The sequence below is a fragment of the Streptomyces sp. NPDC059895 genome, assembly GCF_042731035.1.
GTDB lineage: Bacteria > Actinomycetota > Actinomycetes > Streptomycetales > Streptomycetaceae > Streptomyces.
Genome location: NZ_JBHWKO010000034.1, coordinates 1 through 25,774 on the forward strand (window position 1 = coordinate 1; position 25,774 = coordinate 25,774).

Genomic DNA, 25,774 nt, shown 5'->3' on the forward strand with positions numbered 1-25,774 from the left:
TTTTGGCACGCTGTTGAGTTCTCAAGGAACGGACGCTTCCTTTGTACTCACCCGAGAGACTCTCTCGCGGCTTTCCTCCGGGCGCTTCCCTTCGGTCTTGCGTTTCCGACTCTATCAGATCTTTTCTCGATCCGATTTCCTCGGTGCTTTCCAGGTTTCCGCTTTCGCGGTTTCCTTTCCGGCGGTTCCGACTCTATCAGATCCTTTCGGCGTCTGATTCCCAGTCAGAGGGGGGTGTCTTCCCGGCTGTTGGGCCGTTCCGACGTCTCAAACCTTAGCGGATCCGCCCCGGCGAGCGCTAATCGAGCCGCCGGCCCCAATTCGAATTGCATTCGGGCATGCCGAATTCAGTCCCGTTGGGAGATCTTGCTGTGGTGTGAGGTGCCGCTTCAGCGGCGGAGGTGCTGTCGAAGAACCGTTACGGCTCCGCGGCAACCCGAAGAACTTTACGGATCGGGGAGGGGGGTGTCAAGCGCCCCCTGTCAAGATCTTTTAATCGAGGTCGGTGAGTCGTCCGCCGGCGTCCGGCTGGGCGTGCTCCACCCGGCGCAGCAGCCTGGTCAGGACGTCTCCGAGGGCCGTGCGGTCCTCCGCGGAGAGGTCCTGGAGCAGGTCCTCCTCGAAGACGGTCGCCAGGCGCATCGCCTCCAGCCACTTCTCACGGCCCTCGGGGGTCAGCTCCACGATGACCCGGACCCGGTTGGATTCGTCCCGCTCCCGGGTCACCAGTCCCTCGGCGACCATGCGGTCGATCCGGTGGGTCATGGCGGCCGGCGTGAGACCGAGACGCTTGGCGAGGTCGCTGGGGCCCAGGCGGTAAGGGGCGCCGGAGAGGACGAGTGCCTTGAGCACCTCCCACTCGGCGTTGCTGATGCCGAGGGCGGCGGTCTGACGGCCGTAGGCGACGTTCATACGGCGGTTCAGGCGGGACAGTGCCGAGACGATCTTCTCGACCTGGGGGTCGAGGTCCTGGAACTCGCGCTGGTAGGCGGCGATCTGCTCTTCGAGGGTCGGCTCGCCGCCGATGCCGGTGCTGCCGGAGGTGTCGCCCATGGACCTCAGTATCGCACGCGGGCCGTTCACGTTGAAGTTCTTCGAGGTGTACTGTTTAGCTTCGAAATTTATCTTCGAAGTCTTCGGTTCCAAGCACTGTGCTTCGCGAACCAGTGAGCCACCATCTGAGAGAGGTGAACGTGACCAGGGCGATGGGCGCGGCGATGCGCCGGATCCACGTGGGCAACGCACTCAGCGCGTTCGGACTCGGTTTCACCGTCCCCTATCTGTATGTCTATGTGGCGCAGGTGCGGGGGCTGGGCGCCGTGACGGCGGGGCTCGTCCTCGCCGTCTTCGCCGTGGCCGCGCTGATCGTGCTGCCGTTCGCCGGTCGGGCGATCGTGCGGCGCGGCCCGCTGCCGGTCCTGACCGCCGCCCTGGTCACCGCCGCGGTGGGTGCGCTGAGCCTGGGGCTGGCCGGCAGCGCCACCGCCGTACTGGCCGCAGCGGCCGCGCTCGGGGCCGGGCAGGCCGTGATGCAGCCGGCGCTCGCGACGATGATCGTGGACTGCTCGACCGCGGAGACGCGGTCGCGGGCGTTCGCGACGCAGTTCTTCCTGCAGAACCTGGGGCTCGGTGTCGGTGGGCTGATCGGCGGGCACCTCGTCGACACCACGCGCGTGTCGTCGTTCACGCTGCTGTTCGCGATCGAGGCGGCGATGTTCCTGCTGCTGGTCGCGGTGGTGGCGACCGTGCGGATGCCGCACGCGCCGCGGGTCGGGGACGCTCCGCGCGGATCCGCGAAGGGAAGCTGGAGGCAGCTGCTCGGGAACCGGGCGATGGTGCGGCTGTGCGTGCTGGGCTTCGTGCTGTTCTTCGCCTGCTACGGGCAGTTCGAGTCGGGGCTGAGTGCGTACGGGGTCGAGGCCGCGGGGATCTCCACGTCCGCGCTCGGGACCGCGCTCGCCGCGAACACGGCGATGATCGTCGTCGCGCAGTTCGCCGTCCTGAAGTTCGTCGAGCGGCAGAAGCGGTCGCGGGTGATCGCCGCGGTGGGTCTGATCTGGGCGGTGGCGTGGGCCGTGGCCGGGTACGCGGGGCTGGGGCACGGCAGCCGGGAGATGGCGACGGCTGCCTTCGTGTCGACGTACGCGCTGTTCGGGCTGGGGGAGGCGCTGCTGTCCCCGACGGTCGCGCCGCTGGTCGCCGATCTGGCGCCGGCCGGGCTGGCGGGTCAGTACAACTCGGCGTTCGCGCTGGTCAAGCAGTTGGCGCTGGCGATCGGGCCGGCCGTGGGCGGGCCGATGGGTGCCTCGCTGCACGGGCCGTACGTGGTGACGTTCCTGGTGTTCTCGCTGGGGATCAGCGTGCTCGCCGTGCGGCTGGGGCGGCGGCTCACCGCCGAGCAGGATCAGCCGTGGCTGGTGCGGAACCGGGTGGTGGCCCGGGGCGGGGCGGCCGTGGAGCCGGTCGGCGCCGAGGCGTGAAGCCGTCGTGAGGCCGTGCGGAGGCGGCCGTCGTCGTGGACGACGGCCGCCTCCGTGCTGTCTGCCCCGGGCCGTGGCGGCGTCAGTCCGCCGTGCGGGGCAGGGCGAACTCGCACCACACCGCCTTGCCGCCGCCCGGGGTGCGTCTGCTGCCCCAGCCGGAGGCGATGGTGGCCACGATCGCGATGCCGCGGCCGGACTCGTCACCCGGTTCGGCGCGGCGGCGGCGCGGCAGGTGGTCGTCGCCGTCCGTGACCTCGATGATCAGGCGGCGGTCGGTGCGGCGCAGACGCAGGCGCATGGGCGGAGTGCCGTGCTGGAGCGAGTTGGCGACGAGCTCGCTGGTGGCGAGGACGCCGAGATCGTGCAGCTCGGTGGGGAAGCGCCAGCTGGTGAGGACGCCGGACGCGAAGGCACGCGCGCGGGGGGCCGCCTCCACGCCGCCGAGCAGATCCAGGGCGGCGTTGCGGAACAGCTCGCCGTCGGCGCCGGTGCGGTGGGGGTGCTGGAGGACCAGGACGGCGACGTCGTCGTCGTGGTCGGCGGTGACACCGGCCGAGCGGACCAGGCGGTCGCAGATCACCTGGGGGGTGCCGGTCGCGCCGGCCAGGGCGCGTTCCAGGGAGGCGATGCCCTCGTCGAGGTCCTCGTTCCTGCGTTCCACCAGGCCGTCCGTGTAGAGGACGGCCGTGGAGCCGGGGGTGAGGGGGACCGTGCCGGAGGCGTGCATCCAGCCGCCGGTGCCGAGCGGGGGGCCGGTGGGTTCGTCGGCGCGCCGGACGGTGCCGGTCTCGTCGCGGACGAGGATGGGCAGGTGACCGGCGGAGGCGTACACCAGACGTCCCTCGTTCGGGTCGTGGACGGCGTACACGCAGGTGGCGATCTGGTTGGCGTCGATCTCGGCGGCGAGGCCGTCGAGGAGCTGGAGGACCTCGTGCGGGGGCAGGTCGAGGCGGGCGTAGGCGCGGACGGCGGTGCGCAGCTGGCCCATGACGGCCGCCGCGCGGACGCCGCGGCCCATGACGTCGCCGATGACGAGGGCGGTGCGGCCGCCGCCGAGGGTGATGACGTCGTACCAGTCGCCGCCGACGGCGGCTTCGGTGCCGCCGGGCTGGTAGGTGGCGGCGATGCGCAGGTCGTCCGGTTGTTCGAGCTCCTGGGGCAGGAGGGAGCGCTGGAGGGTGACGGCGGTCTCGCGCTGGCGGCGTTCGCTGGCTCTGAGGCGTTCGGCGGCCTCGGCGTGGTCGGTGACGTCGGTGGCGAAAATGAGGACGGCGCCCTCGCCGTTGTCCTCGGCGGCCGGGGTGCAGGTGAAGGTGTAGGAGCGGCCGTCGGGTGCCTTGCGGGACTTCAGGGTGCGCGGCCGGCCGCTGCGCAGGGCCTGGTCGAGGAGCGGCATCAGGCCGAGCTCGCGCAGCTCGGGGAGGGCCTCGGCGGCCGGTTCACCGGACGGCCGGACGCCGAAGGCCGCCGTGTAGGCGTCGTTGACGTAGGCGAGGCGGTGGTCGGGGCCGTGGACGAGGGCGACGAGGGCCGGGACGCGGTCGAGTACCTCGCGGACCGGGAGTTCGTCGACGGCGGGGACCGGGGGCGGCTCGTCGGTGAGCCGTTCGGCGCGGGCCGCGGGCACGGAGCCCTCGCTGCGTCGGTCGGTGGTGGTGACCGTGTGCTCGGCCCGCGCGGCGGCGCGGCGCTGTGTTCCGGGGAGCCGGGCGCTCCAGCGCGTGAAGTTCACGATTCCTTGCCTCGTGTAGTCGTCGTCGGCCGGCTCCGGGCCCGGCCTGGGCTCCGGGGGCCGCGCGGCGGTGGCCGCACATTGTTGCAGCACACCCGGGATATGCAGCACGTGGGAAACAGCCTCGTCGTGGGGCGGGGCGGGCGGTGGCCCGCCGTGGACTCGGGAAAGGGCTAGGGGAGGTCGGGGAGGGGCTCAGGGAGGTCGGGGAGGGATGGGTCAGCAGTCTGGGGCAGGGCTGCCGTCCGGGACGACATTCGTCAGACGCCGGGGCGGGCGGTGGAGTTCCTGGATCCGGCCAGAACTACCCGTTCGGGTTGTTGTTCGAGCCGCCCTTCGGGTCGTCCCGCCGGTCGTCCCGCCGATCGTCCGGGCTGTCGTCATGCCGGTCGTTCCGGCCGTCGTCGTGCCGGTCGTCCCGGCCGTCGTTCCGGCCGTCGTCCCGCCGGTCGCCCTTGCGGTCGGCAGAAGGCTTTCCCCCTGCGGCCAGTTCGAACTCCGCACGCGGGTGTTCGAGTGAACCGAGCGAGACGATCTCCCGTTTGAAGAGCCCCGACAGCGTCCATTCGGCGAGCACGCGCGCCTTGCGGTTGAAGGTGGGCACGCGGCTGAGGTGGTAGGCGCGGTGCATGAACCAGGCGGGGTAGCCCTTCACCTTGCGTCCGTAGACGTGCGCGACGCCCTCGTGCAGTCCCAGGGAGGCGACCGAGCCGGCGTACTTGTGGGCGTACGGCCGCAGGGGCTCGCCGTGCAGGGAGCGGACGATGTTGTCGGCCAGGACCCTGGCCTGGCGCAGGGCGTGCTGGGCGTTGGGGGCGGTGTACGTACCGGGCTCGGCGGCGGTGACGTCGGGGACGGCGGCGGCGTCTCCGGCGGCCCACGCGTGCGTGACGCCCTCGACGGTCAGCTCGGGTGTGCATTTCAGCCGGCCCCGCTCGGTGAGGGGGAGGTCGGTGGCGGCGAGCAGCGGATGGGGCTTGACGCCGGCGGTCCACACGACCGTACGGGTCGGGAAGCGGGCGCCGTCGCTGAGGACGGCCGTGCGGTCCGCGCAGGACTCCAGGCGGGTGTGGAGGCGGACGTCGATGTTGCGGCGGCGCAGTTCGCTGACGGTGTAGCGGCCCATCTCCTCGCCGACCTCCGGCAGGATCCGGTCGGAGGCCTCGACGAGGACCCATTTCATGTCCTCGGGCTTGACGTTGTGGTAGTAGCGCGTGGCGTAGCGGGCCATGTCCTCCAGCTCGCCGAGCGCCTCCACGCCCGCGTAGCCGCCGCCGACGAAGACGAAGGTGAGGGCCGCGTCGCGGATCGCGGGGTCGCGGGTGGAGGAGGCGATGTCCATCTGTTCGATGACGTGGTTGCGCAGGCCGATGGCCTCCTCGACGGTCTTGAAGCCGATGCCGTGTTCGGCGAGGCCCGGGACGGGGAGCGTGCGGGAGACGGAACCGGGCGCGAGGACGAGTTCGTCGTACGCCATCTGGCGGGGCCCGGTGCCCTCCTCCTCGGTGGCGAGGGTGGTGAGGGTGGCGGTGCGTTTGGCGTGGTCCACGGCGGTGACCTCGCCGACGACGACCCGGCAGTGCGGCAGGACGCGGCGCAGCGGGACGACGACGTGGCGGGGGGAGATGGCGCCGGCGGCGGCCTCGGGCAGGAACGGCTGGTACGTCATGTACGGGTCGGGAGTGACGACGGTGATCTCGGCCTCGCCCCGGCCGATGTCCCCTCTGAGCTTCCGCTGGAGCCGCAGGGCCGTGTACATCCCGACGTAGCCGCCGCCGACAACGAGAATGCGCGCACGTTCCTTCACCATCCCATGACGCACCCGGCGTCGGAGTTGTCCACAGCCCCGGCACGGCGGGTGTCCGGACGCGGGGCGGGCACCGGGTTGGCCGAAACACCGATGTGGAGTGCAGCGGCGCAGGTCAACCGGTGTGCGCCGGGGTGCGGGGAGAGGCGCAATCGGGACGTATACGCCGCGTACTCCGATCGGGGGGCGCTCCGTGCGGAACCTGCCCCTTCTGAATTGAGTCCCGCTCAACTATGTTCGTGTGTCGACGGGGTGTAGGGGGAGGCGCTCCTCGGGTCCGCGACGGGCGGGTCCGGGTGGTCGTGGTCCCCCGGTTCCATCGCCCCGGCTTTTCGATGGCGGGGAGAGTCTCCGGGGGGAGACGTCATTACCGGGGGATCATTCATGCACATTCAGGACAGGCATTGGTCGTCCGCGTCCGCCCTTGCACCGGGCGGCGCGGTGAGCGCGGCGGCGGGTACGGGACGCGGGGACGGCCCGCGGACCACGCCGTTGCGCGTGGACGCACAGCGCAATCTGGAGCACGTGCTGCGAGCGGCGCGCGAGGTCTTCGGCGAGCTGGGGTACGGCGCGCCGATGGAGGACGTGGCGCGGCGCGCCCGGGTGGGCGTGGGGACCGTGTACCGGCGGTTCCCGAGCAAGGACGTGCTCGTACGGCGGATAGCCGAGGAGGAGACCTCCCGGCTGACCGACCAGGCACGGGCGGCGCTCGGCCAGGAGGACGAGCCGTGGTCGGCGCTCTCGCGGTTCCTGCGGACGTCGGTGGCCTCGGGTGCCGGGCGGCTGCTGCCGCCGCAGGTGCTCAGGGTCGGCGTCTCCGACGAGGACGGCGCCGAGGGCTCCCCGGCCGACGCGGTGCGGGTGCCGCAGCAGCGGTCCCAGCCGGTCGGCGGTGAGCTGCGGCTGGTGGCCGAGGAGGGCGGTCCGGCACCTGTGGACGACGCCGGGGCGGCCACGCTGCTGGAGGTCGTGGGCCAGCTCGTGGAGCGGGCGCGCGCGGCGGGCGAACTGCGGCCCGACGTGTCGGTGTCGGACGTCCTGCTGGTGATCGCCACGGCGGCGCCCTCACTGCCGGACGCGGCCCAGCAGGCGGCCGCTTCGGCGCGGCTGCTGGACATCCTGCTGGAGGGGCTGCGGTCGCGGCCCGCCGTGTAGCGGGGGGTCCGCCAGGTCTGTTGGCTCCGCCGGCGACGGCGGGCTGGTCCTGTCAGCGACAGCGGAGCCGGACTTCGTCAGCGACAGCGGGCCGGTCCTGTCAGCGCGACAGCGGAGCCGGACTTCGTCAGCGGTGGCGGGCCGGTCCTGTCAGCGACAGCGGAGCCGGACTTCGTCAGCGGTGGCGGCAGCCGTGGGGTGACTCGAAAGGGTGACGGGGGGATGGGGCGTTCCGGCGCTCCTCCCCCGGCCATCCGGCACGGGCGCGACCGGCGTGCGCGGCAGGCGGCGCGGCGCCTCTGCCGTGCGCGGCAGCCGAACCTTCTCCGTTCGGGTGAGTTCCGGCACTGGAGTGCGACGAGCCCTCACGGACGGGTGGGCGGCCCGGTCCGCGGGGATCCTGGACGAGAACCGATATGGCACTCTGACCCGGTGTTCGGGACCGGTTGGGCAGGCGGCGGGGGCTTTCCGCGATGAACGTTGAGGGGCGGGGCGGGCGGGACGAGTCACTGGGCGACGGTGGCCCGGTGGCCCGTGGCCGGGTCGCACCGCAGGTGCCCAGTCAGGGCGGACGCCCCGGTGTCCCCCGTGGCCGCGACACCGCGGCCGTGCCGCCGGACGGCGTCGGCGTCGGTGTTCCGGCGCAGCGCGAGTGGCGGGCGGACGACAGCGTCCTGCCGCCGCCGCGGGACGTGCCGCCGGCCGACGCCGATCTGGTCGGGCGGATGCGCTCGGGCGACGACACGGCGTACGAGGAGCTGTACCGGCGCCATGCCGACGCCGTGCGCCGGTACGCGCGCACCTGCTGCCGGGACGCCCACACCGCCGACGACCTCACCGCCGAGGTCTTCGCCCGCATGCTCCAGGCCGTACGCCGCGGCTCCGGCCCCGCGCACGCCGTCCGCGCCTACCTGCTGACCTCCGTCCGCCGGGTCGCCGCCGACTGGACGCGGTCGGCGAAGCGGGAACAGCTCGTGGACGACTTCGCGGTGTTCGCCGCGCAGTCCGGCCGGTCCTCCGAGGTCTCCGACAGTGACGTCCTCGACCTCGGCGCGGAGGTGCGCGCGATGCACGCGGCCGAGCAGTCCATGGCCATGCGGGCCTTCCGCTCGCTGCCCGAGCGCTGGCAGGCCGTGCTGTGGCACACCGAGGTCGAGGACGAGTCGCCGAGCGAGGTCGCCCCGCTCTTCGGGCTCGACGCCAACGGCACCCGCGTGCTGGCCAGCCGGGCCCGTGAGGGCCTCAAGCAGGCCTACCTCCAGGCCCACGTCAGCGCCACCCTCACCGGCGACGAGGAGTGCGCCCGTTGGGCCGACCAGCTCGGCACGTACGCCCGCCGCCGGCTGCGCACCCGCGCCGAACGGGGGCTGCGCAAGCACCTGGAGGAGTGCGCCAGGTGCCGGCTGGCCGCCCTCCAGATCGAGGAGGTGGCCGGAGGCATCCCGGCCGTCGTGCCGGTCGCGGTCATCGGCTGGTTCGGGGCCGCCGGGTACGCCAAGGCGGCCGCGCTCATCGCCGGCGGTGCCGGGGCCGGAGCGGCGGGGGTCGCGGGCGGCGCCGCGGCGTCGAGCGGCGGCTCCTCGGGCGCGTCGGGCGCCGGGGGCGCAGCGGGGGCGAGCGGCGGCTCCACGGGCGCCGGGGGCGGTACGGCGGCCTCGGAGGGGCTGGGCGCGCCCGTGAAGACCGGTGTCGCGGCCGGCGTGGTCGCGGTGGCGGCCGCGGCGGTGGCCCTCGCCCTCGTCGGCGACGACAGCCCCGCGCGGCAGACCGTGGCCCATCCCCCCGCCTCCGTCCCGGCCGTCCTGCCGGAGCAGCCCACGCCGGCGCCGACGTCCCGCCCCACCCGCACGCCGGAGGAAACCGCGCCGCTCCCCACGGTGATCGTCCCGGCCGCGGCCGCCACGCCGACGTCCACGTCCCAGCCCGACGGGAAGGCGACGACCTCCCCCACGCCGACTCCCTCGCCCACCCCGACGCCCACAGCCGCTCCCGACCCGGCGCCCACCGCCACACCGTCGTCGGCGCCCTCGCCGGCGCCGGCCGTCTACCGGCTCGACGAGCTGTCCTTCGACGTCACCGGCGACGGCACCGGGCCGGAGATCCGCCTGGGCGGCAGCAGTTGGTTCTGGCAGCGCTCCGAGCTGTCCATCGCCGACCGGCGGTACGCGCGCGGGGTGACCGTCCACGGCGACTCCTCCGTCACCGTCGACCTCAACCGCGCCTGCACCGCGTACGACGCCGTGGTCGGCGTCGACGACCTCACGGGGAAGCTCGGCAGGGTCACCTTCTCCGTCCACGCCGACGGGGACCGACTCTGGACGTCCCCCGTGATCGGGGGTGGTGACCCGGCCGTGGCCGTCCATGTGGACCTCACCGGGCGCCGGACGGTCCGGCTGGTGGTCGAGCCGTACGACCCCGTCGACACGCTCGCGCTCGCGGACTGGGCGGAGTCCGGGTTCACCTGCTCGTAGGCCTGTCGGGTGCTCCTAGGCCTGTCGGGAGGCTACGGCTTCCGGGGCGGCCACTCCGCTTCCACCGTCCGGCTCCATCTCCGGTTCCGGCTCCGGCTCCGGCTCCGGCTCCAGCTCCGGCTCCGGCTCCAGCTCCGGCTCCGGCTCCATCTCCGGCTCCATCTCCGGCTCCGGCTCCGGCTTCGGCTCGTTCAGCCTCCGGAGGAGACCGCCCGCCTCTGGGGAGCGATCCCCGCGGGTACCGCACGCGCGCGTGCCGGGGTGCCCGTCCAGCAGGTGCCGCGGCGGGACAGCAGGCGGCGCAGCCACAGTTCCAGGGAGACGAGGTCGGCCAGGCCGTCGAGCGGGAGGGGCTCGCCCGCCGCCGCGCCCCGCAGGGCCTTGCGGACCACCCGGGCCTCGATCAGACCCGCCTCCGCGAGGAGAGGGGCGTCGAAGAGGGCCAGGAGGGGGTCCGTGGCCGTGCGCAGGCCCGCACGGGCCGCGGCGGTGGTGGAGCCGAGGGAGGGGGCGCCCCAGCCCGGCGGGAGGTCGGCCACCCCGGAGCCCTTCAGCACGGTGCGCAGGATCGCGGCACGCGCCCCCGGTTGCACGCGCAGGGTCTCGGGGAGCGCACGGCAGGCGCGCACGACCTGGTTGTCGAGGAATGGGGCGTGCAGGCGCTGGGAGCGGATCTCGGCGGCCTGCTCCAGGACGCGCAGATCGGCCGCATGGCGGGCGAGGGCGGCACGCGCGCGGTAGTCGCCGGGACGCTGGCCGGGGCCCACACCGGCGCGGTGCGCCATGGACTGGAGGCGAACCGATACTTCAGCCAGCGCCTCTCCGGTCAGCCAGCGCGCGGCCGGACCGGGGCCGCCCCAGGCGAGGGCGGCCAGGGAGGCCCCCACGGCACCCGCGGCGCCCGCGGGATCGTCGAAGCGGCGGTGCAGGAGCCGTTCGGCGAGGCCCTCCACGCCCGCCCCGTACGGGGTACGGGCCAGCCGGCGGGCGGCGCCGTACACGCGCGCGGGGACGAACACGGACCCCTCCGCCTTCGTCAGGGCGGCGACGGGCCGGACGAGGTGGCGTCTCTTGCGGTCCATCAGCAGGTCGGCGAGGCGGGCGGGGTGGGCGTCCAGGACCTGGCGGGCGCCGTGACCGGTGAAGTGGTCCGCGCTGCCCGCGGCGAGGCGCGCGCGGTGGCGGGCGGCCGTCACCAGGCTCGGGCCGGGTTCGTCGGTCAGGGGGCCGTCCAGGTCGGCGTACGGCAGGGTGTCCTCGCCGCCGGCCACGACGACGTGGTGCAGGCGCGGGTTGGCCGCGAGGGTGCCGGCCCGCTCGACCTCGGCCTCGTGGCCGCCGACGGCCAGGTCGTTGAAGGTGACGGCCAGCAGGCGCTCGCCGGCGCCGGTGCCGTGCCCGAGGAGCGTGCCGGGTCTACCGGGCAGGCCGGCCGCGAGCAGCGCGAGCGTCCCCGAGGCGGGCCCGCCGGACAGGTCGGCGCCGATGCCCGGGACCGGCATCCCGCGCGCGGCCCGTCGCTCGGCGGGGCCCATGCCCGGGACGGGCCCGGGGTCGATGTCGGGGACGTGCCGCGGTGCGGACAGACGCGCGCGTACCGCCTCGACGAGGGCGTCACGCACGGCGTCGACCGCGCTGTCCGGGTCGGCCGGGGGCGCCGCCACGGCGAGGGAGGCGACCGGCTCGTACCCGGCGATCTCGCGCGCCCCGGCGCGCAGGATCAGCGCGTGCCCCGGCGGAACGCGCCGCACGCCGTCGTACGGCGTGGAGTCGTGCACGGCGGCCGGTACGTCCGGGGCGGCGAGGAGGGCCGCCAGGTGACCGAAGTCGAGGTTGGCCTCGACGAGGTCGGCCAGCGGCAGCGCGGCCGTCGCGTACGCCGTGCCGCCCGCCCAGGGCGTGTGGAACACCGGGCGGGCGCCCGCGAGATCGCCGCAGACGGTGATGCGCCGCCCGACCTGGACGATCGCGGTGTAGCTGCCCGGCCAGGCCGTCAGATGGCGCAGTGCCCCTCCGCGCGCGGCGAACAGTCCGACGCGCAGCTGCTCGTCCGTCGCCCCGCAGATGCCGAGCACGGCGATCCGGGTCTGGGCGTCCGCCCGCACCACGCGCACCTCGTCGGGCCGCCAGTCGCCGACCGCCCACAGCGGATCGGGGTCGCCCCACAGCAGTTGGGAGCCCACGGGGTGCAGCGTCTCGCCGTCGTACCCGATGCGCCCGGCGTCCTCACCGCGGCCGGCGTACCCGATGCGCCCGGCGTCCTCACCGCGGCCGGCGTACCCGCCGGGGCCGCCGTAGCCCGCCGCTCCGACGGTGCCGGGGCCGGTGCCTCCCGCGGCGGTGCTGCTCCATCCCACCAACCACCGCATCGACGCCTCCACAGGCTGTGGACAACCAGTGCACCGCACGAACGGTTCACATGCTGCCACGAAGAACGCGCCGCAGAAGGAGGTGACGCCGCTTGAGATCCTCGAAGTGCGCCCCCGCGAACGCCCCCGCGCCGACCTGCGAGACCATCGGGACTCGCGCGCGCGGGGCGCTGGTGGCCGCGCATGCCCTCGCATGTGCGACGCGAATGCGCCCCCGAAACGCTCCCCCAAAACCCCCCGCGCGCCCTCGATTTCCATGGCGGGAAGCGAATTCACCCACAGAACACAGGGTCGATTTTCGGCCAATTACCGAACGGGGGGCCGCCGTCGGGCCGGACCCGCACACGCTCCGTACACAGCCGCGCGCCTCGGACGGCGCGCCGGCCCGGGAGACGGAGCTCGCCTCCCGGACCGTTCCGCCGCCCGCGGGGATGGTGGCGGCGGTGTCCCCCAGCCCACTGGATCCAGTACAGCGGGCCGACCCACGCACGATCCATGGAACCGCTCCCCCCGTGGCCGGAGAAGAGCGCACGGACGGGCGCACGGCCACACAGCGGGAGCACGCCGCAACGGTGCGTACCGGGGCCCGTACTTCCGTTCGTGCCACAATCCCGCCATCCGGAAGAATGCCCCTTAACGCTTGGGATGCGGCGAACTACGCTGGGTTTACGAATGCCGCGTGGTTATGCCAGCGCGGCAGCCGTCTGTGTCGAGGGGTGGCGCAATGTCCAGGGAGCAACGCGGGCCGAACGAAAAGCTCGGCGCCGTTCTCGCCCTCGCGGGAATCAGCAACGCCGGACTCGCGCGACGCGTCAACGACCTCGGCGCCCAACGCGGGTTGACTCTTCGCTACGACAAGACGTCCGTGGCGCGCTGGGTGTCGAAGGGCATGGTGCCGCAGGGTGCCGCTCCGCACCTCATCGCGGCCGCGATCGGCCAGAAACTCGGCCGCCCGGTGCCGCTCCACGAGATCGGCCTGGCGGACGCGGACCCCGCGCCCGAAGTGGGCCTCGCCTTCCCCCGGGACGTCGGCCAGGCCGTGCGCTCGGCGACGGAGCTGTACCGCCTCGACCTCGCCGGCCGCCGCGCCGGCTCGGGGGGCATCTGGCAGTCGCTGGCCGGTTCGTTCGCGGTCAGCGCGTACGCGACGCCCGCCTCACGGTGGCTGATAACCCCGGCCGACAGTTCGGTGGCGCGCGAGGTGAACTCCGCCGAGGGCTCCGGCGCACCGCTCAAAGTCGGCCACAGCGATGTGCAGAAACTGCGGGAGGCCGCCGAGGACGCCAGGCGCTGGGACTCCAAGTACGGAGGCGGCGACTGGCGTTCGTCCATGGTGCCGGAGTGCCTGCGGGTGGAGGCGGCCCCCCTGCTGCTCGGCGCGTACTCCGACGAGGTGGGCCGCGCGCTGTTCGGGGCGAGCGCCGAACTGACCCGGCTGGCCGGGTGGATGGCCTTCGACACCGGCCAGCAGGAGGCCGCGCAGCGGTACTACATCCAGGCGCTGCGCCTGGCACGCGCGGCGGCGGACGTCCCGCTCGGCGGCTACGTCCTGGCATCGATGTCCCTCCAGGCCACCTACCGCGGCTTCGGCGACGAGGGCGTCGACCTCGCGCAGGCCGCCCTGGAACGCAACCGCGGCCTGGCCACGGCCCGCACCATGAGCTTCTTCCGCCTGGTCGAGGCCCGCGCCCACGCGCGCGCGGGCGACGCGCAGGCCGCCGGCGCGGCCCTGAAGGCCGCCGAGAGCTGGCTGGAGCGCGCCCGCGAGGGCGACCACGACCCCTCGTGGCTCGGTTTCTACTCCTACGACCGCTTCGCCGCCGACGCCGCCGAGTGCTACCGCGACCTGAAGGCACCACGCCAGGTGCGCCGCTTCACGGAGCAGGCGCTGTCGAAGCCGACGGAGGAGTTCGTGCGCTCGCACGGGCTCCGGCTCGTGGTCTCGGCGGTCGCCGAACTCGAGTCGGGCAACCTCGACGCGGCCTGCGAGCAGGGGGTGCGCGCGGTGGAGGTGGCCGGACGCATCTCGTCGGCCCGCACCACCGAGTACGTCAAGGACCTCCTGCACCGGCTGGAGCCGTACGGCGACGAACCCCGCGTGGTCGAGCTGCGCGAGCGCGCCCGGCCCCTGCTGATGGCGCCCGCGTAAACGCTTCACTTCGGGCCGCGGCGCGCCCCACTGCGCCCCGCCCCGCCGCGCCGCGCCGCGCCGGGAACGGTCGGGACCGACACCGATACCCCCGCCTGTGAACCGAGAAGCCCGTGAACCTCAAGGGACCCGTGCGACGCGGAGGCGAGACGCGGGGGGACGGGGCACGGTCCGGGGTTTCAAGGCGTTGTCAGTGGCGCAGTGCACTATCGAAGCCGGGAGGTGGTGCAGGTGGCGCGGCAGGTGCCGGGGACTCGGGCGGTCGGCTACGACTGTGACGTGCTGGTGATCGGCGGCGGAATCGTCGGCCTGTCGACGGCGCACGCGATCACGCGGGCCGCGCCGGGTACACGCGTGACCGTACTGGAGAAGGAGCCGGGGCTCGCCCGGCACCAGACGGGACGCAACAGCGGCGTCGTCCACAGCGGGATCTACTACCGCCCGGGCTCCCTCAAGGCGCGCTACGCGGTCCGCGGCGCCGCCGAGATGATCAAATTCTGCGCGGAGTACGGCATCCCGCACGCCGTCACCGGCAAGCTGATCGTCGCCACCGACCGCTCCGAGCTGCCCCGCCTGCACGCCCTCGTCCAGCGCGGCCGGGAGAACGGCATACCGGTCCGGGAACTGGGCCCCGCGCAGATCGCGGAGTACGAGCCGGAGGTCCGCGGCCTCGCGGCGATCCACGTGCGCACGACCGGCGTCTGCGACTTCACGGCGGTCGCCCGGCAACTGGGTGAGGCGTCCGGCGCGGAGATCCGCCACGGCGCCCGGGGCGTCCGAGTCGACCGCCGCCCCGGCCGCGGCGTCGCCGTGCTGACCTCCCGCGGCGACATCGTCCGGGGACGCGTCCTGGTCAACTGCGCCGGTCTGCACTGCGACGAGATCGCCCGCCTGACCGGCGACGAGCCCGGGATGCGGATCGTGCCGTTCCGCGGCGAGTACTACGAGCTGGCGCGCCCCGAGCTGGTGCGCGGCCTGGTCTACCCGGTCCCCGACCCGGCGTTCCCGTTCCTCGGCGTCCACCTCACCCGCGGCATCGACGGAAGTGTCCACATCGGCCCCAACGCGGTCCCGGCGCTGGCCCGGGAGGGGTACGGCTGGGGCGTCGTACGCCCGCGGGAGGCGGCGGCGACGGCGGCCTGGCCCGGGGTGTGGCACCTGGCCCGACGGCACTGGCGTCACGGCGCCGGCGAGCTGCGCCGGTCGCTTTCCACGGCGGCCTTCGCGGACGCCGTACGCCGGCTGCTGCCGGCCGTCGAGGACGGGGACCTGGTGCGTGCGGCGGCCGGAGTGCGGGCCCAGGCGGTGCTGCGGGACGGCAGCCTGGTGGACGACTTCCTGATCCGGGAGGGCCCCCGTACCGTCCACGTCCTGAACGCCCCCTCCCCCGCGGCGACGGCCTCTCTGCCGATCGGCCGGGAGGTGGCCCGGCGGGCCCTGGGGGCGCTGGTCAGCGACTGATCCCCGCCGCGCGGGCGTTCGTCCCCGCCCCCACCCCCGCCCCCGTCCGCCCCCACTCCGCCGCACGGCCCGGCTCGCTCGGCCGGGCAGGAACCCCGTCCACCCACGCACGTAAAATCGGCCCACTGTGTCTGACTCCCTGAACACCCCCGACTCCCGACCCGCCCCCGGCGAGTCCCTCCGCCGCACCCGCGCCAAGGGCGAGCCCCGCTTCCCGGACGGCCCCAAGGCCGACCCCGCCGGCTCTCACTTCGAGCGGCGGATCCGCAGCTTCCAGCCCCGCCGCAGCCGGGTGACCACGGGACAGGCCGACGCGCTGCAACGGCTCTGGCCGAAATGGGGGCTCGACATCGACGGCCACCCCGTCGACCTCACCGAACTGTTCGGGAACGACCACCCCGTCGTCCTGGAGATCGGCTTCGGCATGGGCGAGGCCACCGCGCAGATGGCGGCCGGCGCCCCCGGCACCAACCTCCTCGCCGTCGACGTCCACACGCCCGGCCAGGGGAACCTCCTCAACCTCGCCGACCACAACAGCCTCACCAACATCCGGGTCGGCAACGGCGACGCGATCATCCTGCTGCGCGAGATGCTCTCCCCGGACTCCCTGGACGGCCTGCGCGTGTACTTCCCCGACCCCTGGCCCAAGAAGCGCCACCACAAGCGGCGCCTCATCCAGCCGGAGTTCCTCACCCTGGCCGCGACCCGCCTGAGGCCCGGCGCGCTGCTGCACTGCGCGACCGACTGGGAGCCGTACGCCGAGCAGATGCTGGAGGTGCTCACCGCGCACCCCGACTTCGAGAACACTCAGGCCGACGGCGGCTTCGCGCCCCGGCCCGGGTTCCGGCCGCTCACCCGTTTCGAGGGACAGGGCCTGGACAAGGGGCATGTGGTGCACGATCTGCTGTTCCGTCGCGTACAGCACGGCTGACCCGAGCGCCCGCCCCGCCCCGTCCCGCCCCGCCCCGCCCCGGTCATCGTCCCCGGCCCACACCGCCCCCCACGCCCACGCCCACATTCACGCCCACGTTCACGCTCATGCCGATGCCTCCACCCCCCGACCCCCTCCACCGCCGTCCTCTCCCTCGTTAGGGTCGATGCCGTGGCCACCAGCCCTCCGTATCCGCCGCACCCGCCACAGCCCCCGCAGCCGCCGCAGTCCGGCGCGGTGCCGGAGGGCGGTGGGATCCGGCACGCACACTGGTGGCAGCACACCTGGGTGCGCTACGGCGCCCTGATCACCCTGCTCACCCTGTCGGGACTGGTGATCCTCGCCCTGGTCCGCGAACAGACGGGCACCCAGGGGTTCCTGGTGGGGCTGGGACTGGCCGTGCTCCCCGTCCCGCTCCTCATAGCCGTCTTCCGCTGGCTCGACCGGGTCGAGCCCGGCCCCTGGCGGAACCTGGTGTTCGCGTTCGCGTGGGGGGCCTGCGCGGCGGCGTTGATAGCGATCGTCGCCAACAGCTTCGCCACCCGCTGGATAGCCACGGCGACCGCCGACCCCGCGGGCGCGGACACCCTGGGCGCGACGATCGTCGCCCCGGTCGTGGAGGAGTCCGCCAAGGCGGCCGCCGTCCTCCTCGTCTTCCTCTTCCGCCGGCGGGACTTCACCGGGCTGGTCGACGGAGTCGTCATCGCCGGCGTCACCGGGACCGGCTTCGCGTTCACCGAGAACATCCTCTACCTCGGCAACGCCTTCGGCACCGACCAGCTCGCCGGTGACGGCGGTATCGCCTCCGTCACCGCCGCGACCTTCTTCGTGCGCGTCATCATGTCCCCGTTCGCGCACCCCCTGTTCACGGTCCTGACCGGCATCGGCTTCGGCATCGCCGCCCTCTCCGGGGAACGCCGGCGCGCACGCCGGGTCCTGCTCCCGCCGGCCGGCCTGCTGCTCGCCATGCTCATGCACGCCCTCTGGAACGGCTCGGCGTCCTTCGGCGAGTGGGGCTTCTTCGCGGTGTACGGGGTGTTCATGGTGCCGGCGTTCGCGGTGCTGACCTGGCTGGTGGTGTGGACCCGCCAACGGGAACTGGGCACCGTCCGCGAGGAGCTGCCCGCCTACGCCGCCGCGGGGTGGCTCACCCCGGGGGAGCCGTACGCGCTCGGCTCGATGCGCGCCCGGCGGCTGGCCCGCGACCACGCCCGCCGGTACCTGGGCAAGCCCGCCGCGCGCGAGGTGGCGAGGTACGAGGCGTACGCGACCTCCCTCGCGTTCCTACGGCACCGTGGGCGCCTCGGCCGGGCCGGCGCCGACTTCGTCGTACGGGAGCGGGAACTGCTCAACGAACTCTGGCGGCGCAGGGATGTCGCCCGCCCCGCCCTGGAGCATGCGGCCCGTATGACGGCTCCCCCGGTCCCGTTGGCCGTGCCGCCGTGGCCGGTGTACGGGGTCCACGGACACGGTCATCCCGGCTACGGCCATCCCGGCTACGGCCATCCCGGCCAGGGACCCTCCGGCCAGGGGCCCTCCGGTCACGGACAAGGCGGTTACGGACAAGGCGGTTACGGGTACCCGACGGGACCGGGGCCGTACCCGGGGCACGGCCCCCGGCCGTGAGGGACACCACGTAAGGACGCCCCTCGGAGTCGGCGGTCCGGCCGAAGACGTTGCCAGTCATGCGCCAGTCATTTGCCGGTCACGCTGCATGCCAACTCCAACGCCAACTCCAACTCCAACGACTTGGCCGGAGGCGCGTATACCACGCCTCCGGCCAAGTCCTGGCGAACATCCGGGAAGCCACCTCACCGGCCCCCGGAAGACTCAGGCAGTACGGGATCTCAGGGGTTGAGCCCCTTGTCCCGGAGCCAGGCCGCGGGGTCGACGCCCGAGCTGCTGCCGCCCGGGTGGACCTCCAGGTGGAGGTGGGCGCCCGTGACGTTGCCGGTGGCGCCGACGCGGCCGATCACGTCGCCGGTGGAGACCTTCTGGCCGACGCTGACGCTGATGGAGGACTGGTGGGCGAACCAGAGTTCGGTGCCGTCGTCGAGGGTGAGCACGGTCTTGTACCCGTAGGACCCGTCCCAGCCCGCCGAGGTGATGGTGCCGCTGTGCACGGCCTTGATCAGGGTGCCGGTGGGGGCGGCGAAGTCGAGGCCCGTGTGGTACCCGGAGGACCAGTAGGCGCCGGCCTGGCCGAACGTCGAGGTGATGGTGTACGAGGACGTCGGCAGTGTGTACTGCTTGGCGAGCTCGGCGAGGCGCTCGGCCTCGGCCTTCTTCGCGGCCTCCTCGGCGGCCTTCTTCTTCGCGGCGGCGGCCTTGGCCTCCGCCTCCTTCTCCGCCTTGGCGGCCGCGTCTGCCTCGGCCTTGGCGGCGGCGGCCTCGGCGGCGGCCTGCGCCTTGGTCTCGAGTTGGGTCTGCTGGGACTCGGCCTGCGCCATGATCCGGCTGCGCAGCGCCTCTCCGGCGTCGGCGGCACTGTCGCCGCTGTCCTCGTCGGCGACCGTGGTGCCGAAGGTGCTGAGGGCGGACGCGGACGTGGACTCCTCGGGGGTGTCGTCGTCCGAGATCAGGGAACCCACGGAGGGGAGGTCCGGCATGGAGATGGAGACCGGGGGCTTGCCCGTGTTGGCGCTGGCCATGCCGCCCGCGCCGACGGCGGCTATGACGCCGACGCCGAGAACGGTGGAGCTGCGGGCGAGTCCGCCGCGCTGCTTCGCGACGCGGTGCCGGCCGCGGACCGGGCGAATGGAATCCGCGGTGGGGTTCCACTCCTCCCAGGGGCCCTCGTCGGTGCGGTAGCCGCCGTAGCCGAAGGGCTGGCCGGGCGCGATCGGGGCTTCTGGGGCAGGCGGGTTGGACGCCACGCGGGCGTACTCCTTTCCTTCCGTCGCCTACCGGGTTAGCTGACGGGTTCGGAGCGGGAAGGTCTCCTACGCGCGTATACCGGCCGTTACCTCACGGCGGCTCCGCGTGATTCACCCCAAGGTGGTGGTTCCCCGGTTCCCTTACGGGATTCGGCGCGTGCGCACGGAGCCGCCTCTTGTGACGGCTGGGACGACCGCGCTGCGTTATCGAACGTTAATAGACCCGGGGCTGGGTTTCCAAGCCGTTCCTCTTGATCAACAACATTCATGGCCTGGACTTTTGCCTCAGGATCGATGAAATCTGGGCGAGTTGACCCCGTGTCGAACGCGCCGCACCCACCACGGCTTTTGTGATGGTGACTCAGTTGTTATGCGCAGGGCGCTCGTCCGCTCACGTTCCGTAAGGGATGGTCCCGGAGGCTTCGGGGCCTCGGAGGCCGGGCGCCGACGCCGCGACGGTGCAACACACCGAGGGCCGGAACCCTGTGATCAGGATTCCGGCCCTCGGCCTTCAGTAGCGGGGACAGGATTTGAACCTGCGACCTCTGGGTTATGAGCCCAGCGAGCTACCGAGCTGCTCCACCCCGCGTCGTTATGACACCAGTGTACGCCATCCGCGGGGCCCGACGCACACACGCTCCCGGGGGGTGGCTCGCACGGGGCCCGGCCCGTATCAACTGCCCTGCAGCAGATGCAGGTTGGGCGCCATGGCCCGTTCCTCGTACTCGGCCAGGACGGCGACGTCGACGCCCGCGGCCGTCAGCAGGCCGGTGCCGTCGGCGCCGGTCACGAAGGTGTCCGGTTCGCGCCAGGCCGTCACCACCCTGCGGACGCCCGCGGCGAGGACGAGGCGGGCGCAGGGGGTCGGGCGGGAGGAGCGGTGGGCGCAGGGTTCGAGGCTGCTGTAGACGGTGGCCGTGGCCAGGCGGGGGTCGGCGGGGTCGATCTTCGCGAGGGCGGCCTCCTCGGCGTGGACGACGGGGTCGCCGGCCTCGCGGGAGTGGCCGCGGGCCAGCTCCGCCCCGTCCGCGGCCACCACCACCGCGCCGACGCTGAACGCGGTCCGCGACGGCGGGCAGGCGGCGGCCAGCTCGCAGGCGAGGGCCAGCCAGTGCCGGTCGGCGGCGGTGGGGAGCGGGCCGGAGCCGGGCGCGGTGGGCTCGTAGCGCATCAGGACGACGTCGTCGAGGCGCCGTGTCTCGACGAGTCGCAGCCGTCCGCCCTGGTAGCCGCCGGGCCCGAAGAGCCGGGGCGCGTCCGGGTCGCCCACGAAGAGGGGCGCCAGGACGAGCTGGAGTTCGTCGGCGAGGCCCTCCTGGAGGAGCTGGCTGTGGATGGTTCCGCCGCCCTCGACCATGAGCCGTCGTACGCCCCGGACGTCGTGGAGGTGTTCCAGCAGCCGGCGCCAGTCGAGGTGGGGGCCGAGGGGTACGACGTCGGCGGCGAGGCCGAGTGAGCGGGCGCGCTCGGCGCCCAGGTCGGTGGTGTACACGGCCTTCTCGCCACCGGTGTGCCAGAACAGCGCCGCCGGGTCCAGTTCTCCGGAGCCGCTGACCATGACCTTCAGGGGGTACTCCGGCCTGCCGGCCGCCCGGCGCGCGGCCCGGCGCGCGGGCGCGTTGACCAGGAGCCGGGGGTTGTCGGCGCGGAGGGTGCCCGCGCCGATCAGGATCGCGTCCACGGAGGCCCGCACCTCGTCGACCCGGTCGAAGTCGGCGGGGCCGGAGAGCAGCAGGCGGTCGGGGCCGGTGTCGTCGAGGTAGCCGTCGAGGGAGACGGCTGCGGACAGCAGGACGTACGGGTACGGCATCGGCGCGGCCTCTCCGGGGACGGGCGACGGGGTCTTGGCGCGGCGGGGTCCTGGCGCGGCGGGGGCGCGGCGGCAGGAGGCCCGCGACTCCTGGTTCTTGGTTCAACTTTGAAACAAACCTACACTGGAAGCATGACGACCCGCTGGCTCACTCCCGAGGAGCAGCGCGCATGGCGCGCGTACGTCGCCGGATACCTCCTCCTGGAGGACGCGATCGACCGGCAGCTCCAGCAGGAGGCCGGCATGCCCCACCTGTACTACTCGATCCTCGCCCACCTCTCCGAGGCTCCGCAGCGGCGGCTGCGCATGACCGGTCTGGCGGAGAAGCTGAAGATCACGCGGAGCAGGCTGACGTATGCGGTGGCGCGGCTGGAGAAGGACGGCCTGGTGCGGCGCGAGGAGTGCCGTGGCGACAAGCGCGGGAGCGTCGCGGCCCTCACCCAGGAGGGCATGACGGTGCTGGAGCGGACGGCGCCGGGTCACGTCGACACGGTGCGCGCCGCCCTCTTCGACCGGCTCACGCCGGAGCAGGTGGGGCAACTGGAGGAGATCTTCACGCGGGTGGCGAAGGGGCTCCAGGAGGGCGGCGGCGAGACCGCGCCCGAGGATCTGCCGTGGCGGCGCCGCTCGTCGCCCTGTCCCGACGGCCGCTGAGCCGCCCACCGACATCATTGCTTCAACTTTCAAGCATGAGGTAGGGTCCCGACCACCCAACTGCTTCAAACCTGAAGCAGTGGGCGTATGGCAGATGTGCGGCGGAGGGACCGTGCACTGCCCGCGCCCCCGCCCCCGCCCCCCGACCCGGAGAACCCGCATGCCCGACACCCCCGCCGCCACCCCGCGTGCCCGCGTCCGGGTACCGCTGCGCTTCCACGACGGCTACGCGGTCGACGCCGACCTGGTCACCTTCCACGGTCTGACCGACGGCCGGGAACACCTGGCCGTCGTCCTCGGCGAGCCCGGCCCCCGCCCGCTCGTCCGGTTGCACTCCGAGTGCCTGACCGGCGACGTCCTCGGCTCGGCCCGCTGCGACTGCGGCCCCCAGCTGCGCGAGGCGGTCGAACGCATAGCCGAGCGGGGAGGCGTCCTGCTCTACCTCCGCCAGGAGGGCCGCGGCATCGGCCTGTACAACAAGCTCGACGCCTACGCCCTCCAGGACCAGGGCCTGGACACCTACGAGGCGAACGCCGCCCTGGGCCTGCCGGAGGACGGCCGGGACTACACGGCCGCCGCCCAGATGCTGCGGGCCCTGGACATCACGGCCCTCGACCTGCTGTCCAACAACCCCGACAAGGCCGGCCAGCTGCGCGCGCTGGGCATCGACGTCCACGACCGCGTGCCGACGGGCGTCTTCACCACCCCGCACAACGTCCGCTATCTGCGCGCGAAGGTGCTCCAGACGCAGCACACGCTGCCGCTGGCGGACCTCACGGGACTCGGCGTGGGCTGACGCGGCCGGCCCCGAGCCGCCACGCGCTCCGTACTCACCGGCGGGCGAAGGGCCCGTCGAGCGCGGCCCACTGGAGCAGCATGATCGTCTTGGCGTCGGCGACGGCGCCGGTGCGGATCGCCTCGAGCGCCTCGTCGAAGGGCAGTTCCACGACGGTGATGTCCTCGCCCTCCTCGGCCACCCCGGCGGTGTCCGCGCCGGGCGTGGACCCGTCGTAGGGCGCGGCGAAGAAACTCAGGCGTTCGGTGACGGAGCCGGGGCTCATGTAGGCGTCGAAGACGTGCTCGACCTCGTGGACGGTCCGTCCGGTCTCCTCCTGCGCCTCGCGGCGGATCGCCTCCCGCGGCTCGTCGCCGTCCAGCAGCCCGGCCGCGGTCTCCAGCAGCATGCCGTCGGGGTGCCCGTTGACGTAGGCGGGCAGCCGGAACTGACGGGTCAGCAGGACCGTACGGCGTGCGGGGTCGTAGAGCAGGATCGTCGCGCCGTCGCCCCGGTCGTAGGTCTCGCGCCGCTCGCGGCTCCAGTGGCCGTCGCCGTGCCGGTAGTCGAAGGTGGTGCGGCGCAGCACCGACCAGTCGCAGGCGAGGACCTCGACGTCGAGGACGCGGACGCGGGGGTTGCCGGTCAGGTCGCGGCCGTGGCGGTCGAGACCGGTACGGCCGCGGGGGTCGGGGATGTCGATGCCCGGCCGGCCCGGACGCACGTCCCCGGTCACCGTCCGCCGCCGGAGGGGAGGTCGGCGCAGGCCAGGTCGCCGCACGGGATGTCGGCGATCCCGGTGTACACGTCCTTGCCCCGCGCCCGGGCCCGGGCCACCATCCGGTCGGCGCCCTCGGAGGGCCCGCCGATGCGCAGGACGGCGTCGCAGCGGTCGAGGAGGCGCTCGGCGACGGGGTGGAACAGCTCCGCGAAGAGCGGGTCGTCGGGGCCGGTGCTGCCGGCCGTCTCCAGCAGCGGCAGCGCGAGCGCCTCACCCGTGACGGGCAGGTGCCCGGCGCGGAAGAGGGTGAGGGCGGCCTCGTTCATGGCCCGTACGTTCGCGGCGAGCTGGGCGGGGTCGTCGCCGGTTCCCGAACGGTACGGGCCGGCGACGAGGATCATCAGGGGTGGACGGGGCACGGCTCACTTCCTCGGCTGGGTTTGCGGGACGGGCTCGGACGGTTCAGACGAGCAGCGTCTCGACGCCCGCCTCGCGCAGGGCGTCCAGGGTCTGCGGGCCGCCGGGGTGGGTGGCGGGGTCGGCCGCGGCGGCGTCGGTGACGAAGGTGTGCACGGCGTCGAGCGGGGCGACCTGGCTGAACGCGCGGACGCCGAGCTTGGTCGCGTCGGCCACGGCGACCGTGCGGCCGGCCTGGGCGAGTCCCGCCTGCTTGACGGCCGCGTCGTCCAGGGAGAACTCGGACCAGCCGTGCTCGGCGTGCACCCCGCCGATGGACATCACGAACACGTCGAACGCCAGCGACTCCAGCGTGCGCAGCGCCAACGGCCCCACGAGGGACCGCTCCCCCGGCCGTGACCGCCCGCCGACGACCAGCAGGTCGATCCCCGGCCGGTCGGCGAGCCGCACCGCCGCCTGCACACTGAGCACGGCGACCGTCAACGGCCCGCGCGCGGCGAGGTGTTCGGCGACGTGCACGGTGGTGGTCCCGGCGTCGAGCAGCACCCGCGCCCCCGGCTCCACCAGGCCGGCGACGGCCGCCCCGAGCCGGTCCTTGGTGGCGGTCTGCCACCCCTCCCGCGCCTCGAACCCGCCCCCCTCCTCACGCGCCCGCCCGGCAACGGCCCCACCGTGCACCCGCCGCACCAGCCCCTGCTTCTCCAGCGCGTCGAGATCCCTGCGCACGGTCATCTCGGACACCCCGAGCCGCCGGGCCAACTCGGCCACGGAGACGCGGCTTTCGGCTCCCTGGACGAGGCGGAGGGTCAGATCGAGACGGTGGGCGACACTCATGACGGCATTTCTACCACACGCTTGAGCGAATGAACATTGCCATGTTCGAAGTGGGTGAGGCGAGCGGAAGCGCGCGGGACGTGCGGAACGAAGGGGGCCGAGCGGACGACGGGCGCCGGCTACGCGCCGTGCGCCCGCGCCGGGCCCGTGCAGCAGATACCGTCCGGCTCCCTGGTCAGGGTGTCGGTGTCGGCCTTGACGACGTACACCTCCCAGGGTTCGCGGCCGGGGCCGTGGATCCAGACCTTGTCCTGGAGGGCGTAGCAGCAGGACGTGTCGGTCTCGACGTCGGTGGTGAGGCCGGCGTCGTTCAGGCGGGTGGTGGCGGTGTGGACGGCCTCGGTGCTGTCGACCTCGACGCCGAGGTGGTCCATGCGGGTCGGCTCACCCGCCGTTCCTTCGACGAGGACGAGCTTGAGCGGGGGGTCGGCGACGGCGAAGTTGGCGTAGCCGTCGCGGAGCTTGGCGGGCGGGGTGCCGAACAGGGTGCTGTAGAAGGCCACGGACGCGTGCAGGTCCGGGACGCGAAGGGCGAGTTGCACGCGGGACATGACGTACCTCCCGTGAGGGGTGATTCATCGCTTCCGTCGACGATTCGACATTCATCGATGTACGAGCACAGGGCCAGCGTGGCACCTGAATCGACGAGTGTCAATATAGATGCTTATCTAATCAAGCAGCCTTTGCGGGCCGCTGATCCCGTCACCCCGCCCCCACCCTCCTTGGTTCGACGCATGTCAACATAGACGCATGTCGAACACCAAGGTGCTGCCGCTGCTGGAGCCCGCCGCCGACGGGGCCGGGGCGCCCTGCTGTCCGCCGCTCACCGAGCGCCCGTTCACCGCGGACGAGGCCGAGACGGCCGCGCGGATGTTCAGGGCGCTCGGCGACCCGGTCCGGCTACGGCTGTTCTCCGCCGTGGCCTCGCACGAGGGCGGTGAGGCGTGCGTGTGCGACATCTCCGACGTCGGGGTCTCCCAGCCGACCGTCTCCCACCACCTGAAGAAGCTCAAGGACGCGGGGCTGCTCAGCTCCGAGCGGCGCGGGACGTGGGTCTACTACCGCGTCGAGCCGTCGGTCCTGGCGGCGATGGGCAGGCTGCTGACCGTCGGACCGGCCGCCGGCTGAG

At 73.4% G+C, this 25,774-nt stretch carries 22 protein-coding genes, 1 tRNA gene and 1 riboswitch; of the genes, 11 read left to right on the forward strand and 12 right to left on the reverse strand.

Going from position 1 to position 25,774, the window contains the following annotated elements; genetic code table 11:
• Positions 1 to 217, forward strand: a 217-nt coding sequence (locus ACFV9M_RS29975) for a hypothetical protein (protein ID WP_385071359.1), incomplete at its 5' end; no start/stop codon positions are given.
• Positions 218 to 492: 275 nt separating this feature from the next.
• On the opposite strand, the gene ACFV9M_RS29980 is transcribed toward ACFV9M_RS29975, so the two are convergent.
• Complete coding sequence (locus ACFV9M_RS29980) at positions 493 to 1,053, reverse strand: MarR family winged helix-turn-helix transcriptional regulator (RefSeq protein ID WP_385071362.1); 561 nt, start codon at positions 1,051 to 1,053, stop codon at positions 493 to 495.
• Positions 1,054 to 1,193: 140 nt separating this feature from the next.
• On the opposite strand from ACFV9M_RS29980, the gene ACFV9M_RS29985 reads away from it, so the two are divergent.
• Positions 1,194 to 2,480 carry an MFS transporter gene (locus tag ACFV9M_RS29985; RefSeq protein ID WP_385071479.1) on the forward strand — a complete coding sequence of 429 codons (1,287 nt, stop codon included), beginning with the start codon at positions 1,194 to 1,196 and terminating at the stop codon, positions 2,478 to 2,480.
• Positions 2,481 to 2,562: 82 nt separating this feature from the next.
• Here ACFV9M_RS29985 and ACFV9M_RS29990 read toward each other — a convergent pair whose 3' ends face one another.
• Both ACFV9M_RS29990 and ACFV9M_RS29995 read right to left on the reverse strand, forming a co-directional pair.
• Positions 2,563 to 4,215 (reverse strand): SpoIIE family protein phosphatase, encoded by a 1,653-nt coding sequence (locus ACFV9M_RS29990; protein ID WP_385071363.1) that lies wholly within the window; start codon positions 4,213 to 4,215, stop codon positions 2,563 to 2,565.
• Between the two features lie 304 nt (positions 4,216 to 4,519).
• The gene (locus ACFV9M_RS29995) at positions 4,520 to 6,025 is read right to left on the reverse strand and encodes an NAD(P)/FAD-dependent oxidoreductase (RefSeq protein ID WP_385071366.1); all 1,506 of its coding nucleotides are present in this window, start codon (positions 6,023 to 6,025) and stop codon (positions 4,520 to 4,522) included.
• Positions 6,026 to 6,406: 381 nt separating this feature from the next.
• On the opposite strand from ACFV9M_RS29995, the gene ACFV9M_RS30000 reads away from it, so the two are divergent.
• Together ACFV9M_RS30000 and ACFV9M_RS30005 are read left to right on the forward strand one after the other, a co-directional pair.
• The gene (locus tag ACFV9M_RS30000) at positions 6,407 to 7,177 is read left to right on the forward strand and encodes a TetR/AcrR family transcriptional regulator (RefSeq protein WP_385071369.1); all 771 of its coding nucleotides are present in this window, start codon (positions 6,407 to 6,409) and stop codon (positions 7,175 to 7,177) included.
• Between the two features lie 473 nt (positions 7,178 to 7,650).
• Positions 7,651 to 9,648 (forward strand): sigma-70 family RNA polymerase sigma factor, encoded by a 1,998-nt coding sequence (locus tag ACFV9M_RS30005; protein ID WP_385071372.1) that lies wholly within the window; start codon positions 7,651 to 7,653, stop codon positions 9,646 to 9,648.
• 15 nt (positions 9,649 to 9,663) lie between these two features.
• Here ACFV9M_RS30005 and ACFV9M_RS30010 read toward each other — a convergent pair whose 3' ends face one another.
• Both ACFV9M_RS30010 and ACFV9M_RS30015 read right to left on the reverse strand, forming a co-directional pair.
• Positions 9,664 to 9,798 carry a hypothetical protein gene (locus tag ACFV9M_RS30010; protein ID WP_385071375.1) on the reverse strand — a complete coding sequence of 45 codons (135 nt, stop codon included), beginning with the start codon at positions 9,796 to 9,798 and terminating at the stop codon, positions 9,664 to 9,666.
• Positions 9,799 to 9,839: 41 nt separating this feature from the next.
• Entirely contained in the window at positions 9,840 to 12,017 is a 2,178-nt protein-coding gene (locus tag ACFV9M_RS30015) for an asparagine synthase-related protein (protein ID WP_385071377.1), read from the reverse strand.
• Between the two features lie 724 nt (positions 12,018 to 12,741).
• Between ACFV9M_RS30015 and ACFV9M_RS30020 the strand changes: the two genes are divergently transcribed.
• The 4 genes from ACFV9M_RS30020 to ACFV9M_RS30035 all read left to right on the forward strand — a co-directional run bounded on the left by ACFV9M_RS30020 (position 12,742) and on the right by ACFV9M_RS30035 (position 18,184).
• On the forward strand, positions 12,742 to 14,166 hold the full coding sequence (locus ACFV9M_RS30020) for an MFS transporter (RefSeq protein ID WP_385071379.1): 1,425 nt from the start codon (positions 12,742 to 12,744) through the stop codon (positions 14,164 to 14,166).
• Positions 14,167 to 14,367: 201 nt separating this feature from the next.
• Positions 14,368 to 15,627: an L-2-hydroxyglutarate oxidase gene (gene lhgO, locus ACFV9M_RS30025; RefSeq protein ID WP_385071382.1), complete on the forward strand. Its 1,260-nt coding sequence runs from the start codon at positions 14,368 to 14,370 to the stop codon at positions 15,625 to 15,627.
• 127 nt (positions 15,628 to 15,754) lie between these two features.
• The gene (trmB, locus tag ACFV9M_RS30030) at positions 15,755 to 16,558 is read left to right on the forward strand and encodes a tRNA (guanosine(46)-N7)-methyltransferase TrmB (RefSeq protein WP_385071385.1); all 804 of its coding nucleotides are present in this window, start codon (positions 15,755 to 15,757) and stop codon (positions 16,556 to 16,558) included.
• A 171-nt stretch (positions 16,559 to 16,729) separates the two neighbouring features.
• Complete coding sequence (locus tag ACFV9M_RS30035) at positions 16,730 to 18,184, forward strand: PrsW family intramembrane metalloprotease (RefSeq protein ID WP_385071388.1); 1,455 nt, start codon at positions 16,730 to 16,732, stop codon at positions 18,182 to 18,184.
• Positions 18,185 to 18,405: 221 nt separating this feature from the next.
• On the opposite strand, the gene ACFV9M_RS30040 is transcribed toward ACFV9M_RS30035, so the two are convergent.
• The 3 genes from ACFV9M_RS30040 to ACFV9M_RS30050 form a co-directional block, all read right to left on the reverse strand.
• The gene (locus ACFV9M_RS30040) at positions 18,406 to 19,434 is read right to left on the reverse strand and encodes a M23 family metallopeptidase (RefSeq protein ID WP_385071391.1); all 1,029 of its coding nucleotides are present in this window, start codon (positions 19,432 to 19,434) and stop codon (positions 18,406 to 18,408) included.
• 7 nt (positions 19,435 to 19,441) lie between these two features.
• A riboswitch (cyclic di-AMP (ydaO/yuaA leader) is annotated at positions 19,442 to 19,600 on the reverse strand.
• A gap of 349 nt (positions 19,601 to 19,949) precedes the next feature.
• Positions 19,950 to 20,023 (reverse strand) — tRNA-Met (locus ACFV9M_RS30045).
• An 84-nt stretch (positions 20,024 to 20,107) separates the two neighbouring features.
• Positions 20,108 to 21,244 carry a dihydrofolate reductase family protein gene (locus ACFV9M_RS30050; RefSeq protein ID WP_385071393.1) on the reverse strand — a complete coding sequence of 379 codons (1,137 nt, stop codon included), beginning with the start codon at positions 21,242 to 21,244 and terminating at the stop codon, positions 20,108 to 20,110.
• Positions 21,245 to 21,376: 132 nt separating this feature from the next.
• Here ACFV9M_RS30050 and ACFV9M_RS30055 point away from each other — a divergent pair, with 132 nt between their 5' ends.
• Both ACFV9M_RS30055 and ribA read left to right on the forward strand, forming a co-directional pair.
• Positions 21,377 to 21,898: a MarR family winged helix-turn-helix transcriptional regulator gene (locus ACFV9M_RS30055; protein WP_385071396.1), complete on the forward strand. Its 522-nt coding sequence runs from the start codon at positions 21,377 to 21,379 to the stop codon at positions 21,896 to 21,898.
• A 160-nt stretch (positions 21,899 to 22,058) separates the two neighbouring features.
• Positions 22,059 to 22,694 (forward strand): GTP cyclohydrolase II, encoded by a 636-nt coding sequence (gene ribA, locus ACFV9M_RS30060; RefSeq protein ID WP_385071399.1) that lies wholly within the window; start codon positions 22,059 to 22,061, stop codon positions 22,692 to 22,694.
• 34 nt (positions 22,695 to 22,728) lie between these two features.
• Here the strand turns inward: ribA and ACFV9M_RS30065 are convergent, their stop codons facing one another.
• The 4 genes from ACFV9M_RS30065 to ACFV9M_RS30080 form a co-directional block, all read right to left on the reverse strand.
• A complete protein-coding gene (locus tag ACFV9M_RS30065; RefSeq protein WP_385102571.1) occupies positions 22,729 to 23,409 on the reverse strand; it encodes an NUDIX domain-containing protein in 681 nt (226 codons plus the stop codon).
• Positions 23,406 to 23,795: a DUF4406 domain-containing protein gene (locus ACFV9M_RS30070; protein WP_385071482.1), complete on the reverse strand. Its 390-nt coding sequence runs from the start codon at positions 23,793 to 23,795 to the stop codon at positions 23,406 to 23,408. Before ACFV9M_RS30070 ends, ACFV9M_RS30065 begins: the two co-directional genes overlap by 4 nt.
• 61 nt (positions 23,796 to 23,856) lie before the next feature.
• Positions 23,857 to 24,645, reverse strand: a complete 789-nt coding sequence (locus ACFV9M_RS30075; protein ID WP_385071405.1) for a DeoR/GlpR family DNA-binding transcription regulator — start codon at positions 24,643 to 24,645, stop codon at positions 23,857 to 23,859.
• Positions 24,646 to 24,764: 119 nt separating this feature from the next.
• Positions 24,765 to 25,196: an ArsI/CadI family heavy metal resistance metalloenzyme gene (locus tag ACFV9M_RS30080; RefSeq protein WP_385071408.1), complete on the reverse strand. Its 432-nt coding sequence runs from the start codon at positions 25,194 to 25,196 to the stop codon at positions 24,765 to 24,767.
• Positions 25,197 to 25,395: 199 nt separating this feature from the next.
• Between ACFV9M_RS30080 and ACFV9M_RS30085 the strand changes: the two genes are divergently transcribed.
• The gene (locus ACFV9M_RS30085; protein ID WP_385071410.1) at positions 25,396 to 25,773 is read left to right on the forward strand and encodes an ArsR/SmtB family transcription factor; all 378 of its coding nucleotides are present in this window, start codon (positions 25,396 to 25,398) and stop codon (positions 25,771 to 25,773) included.
• Position 25,774: the final 1 nt, after the last annotated feature.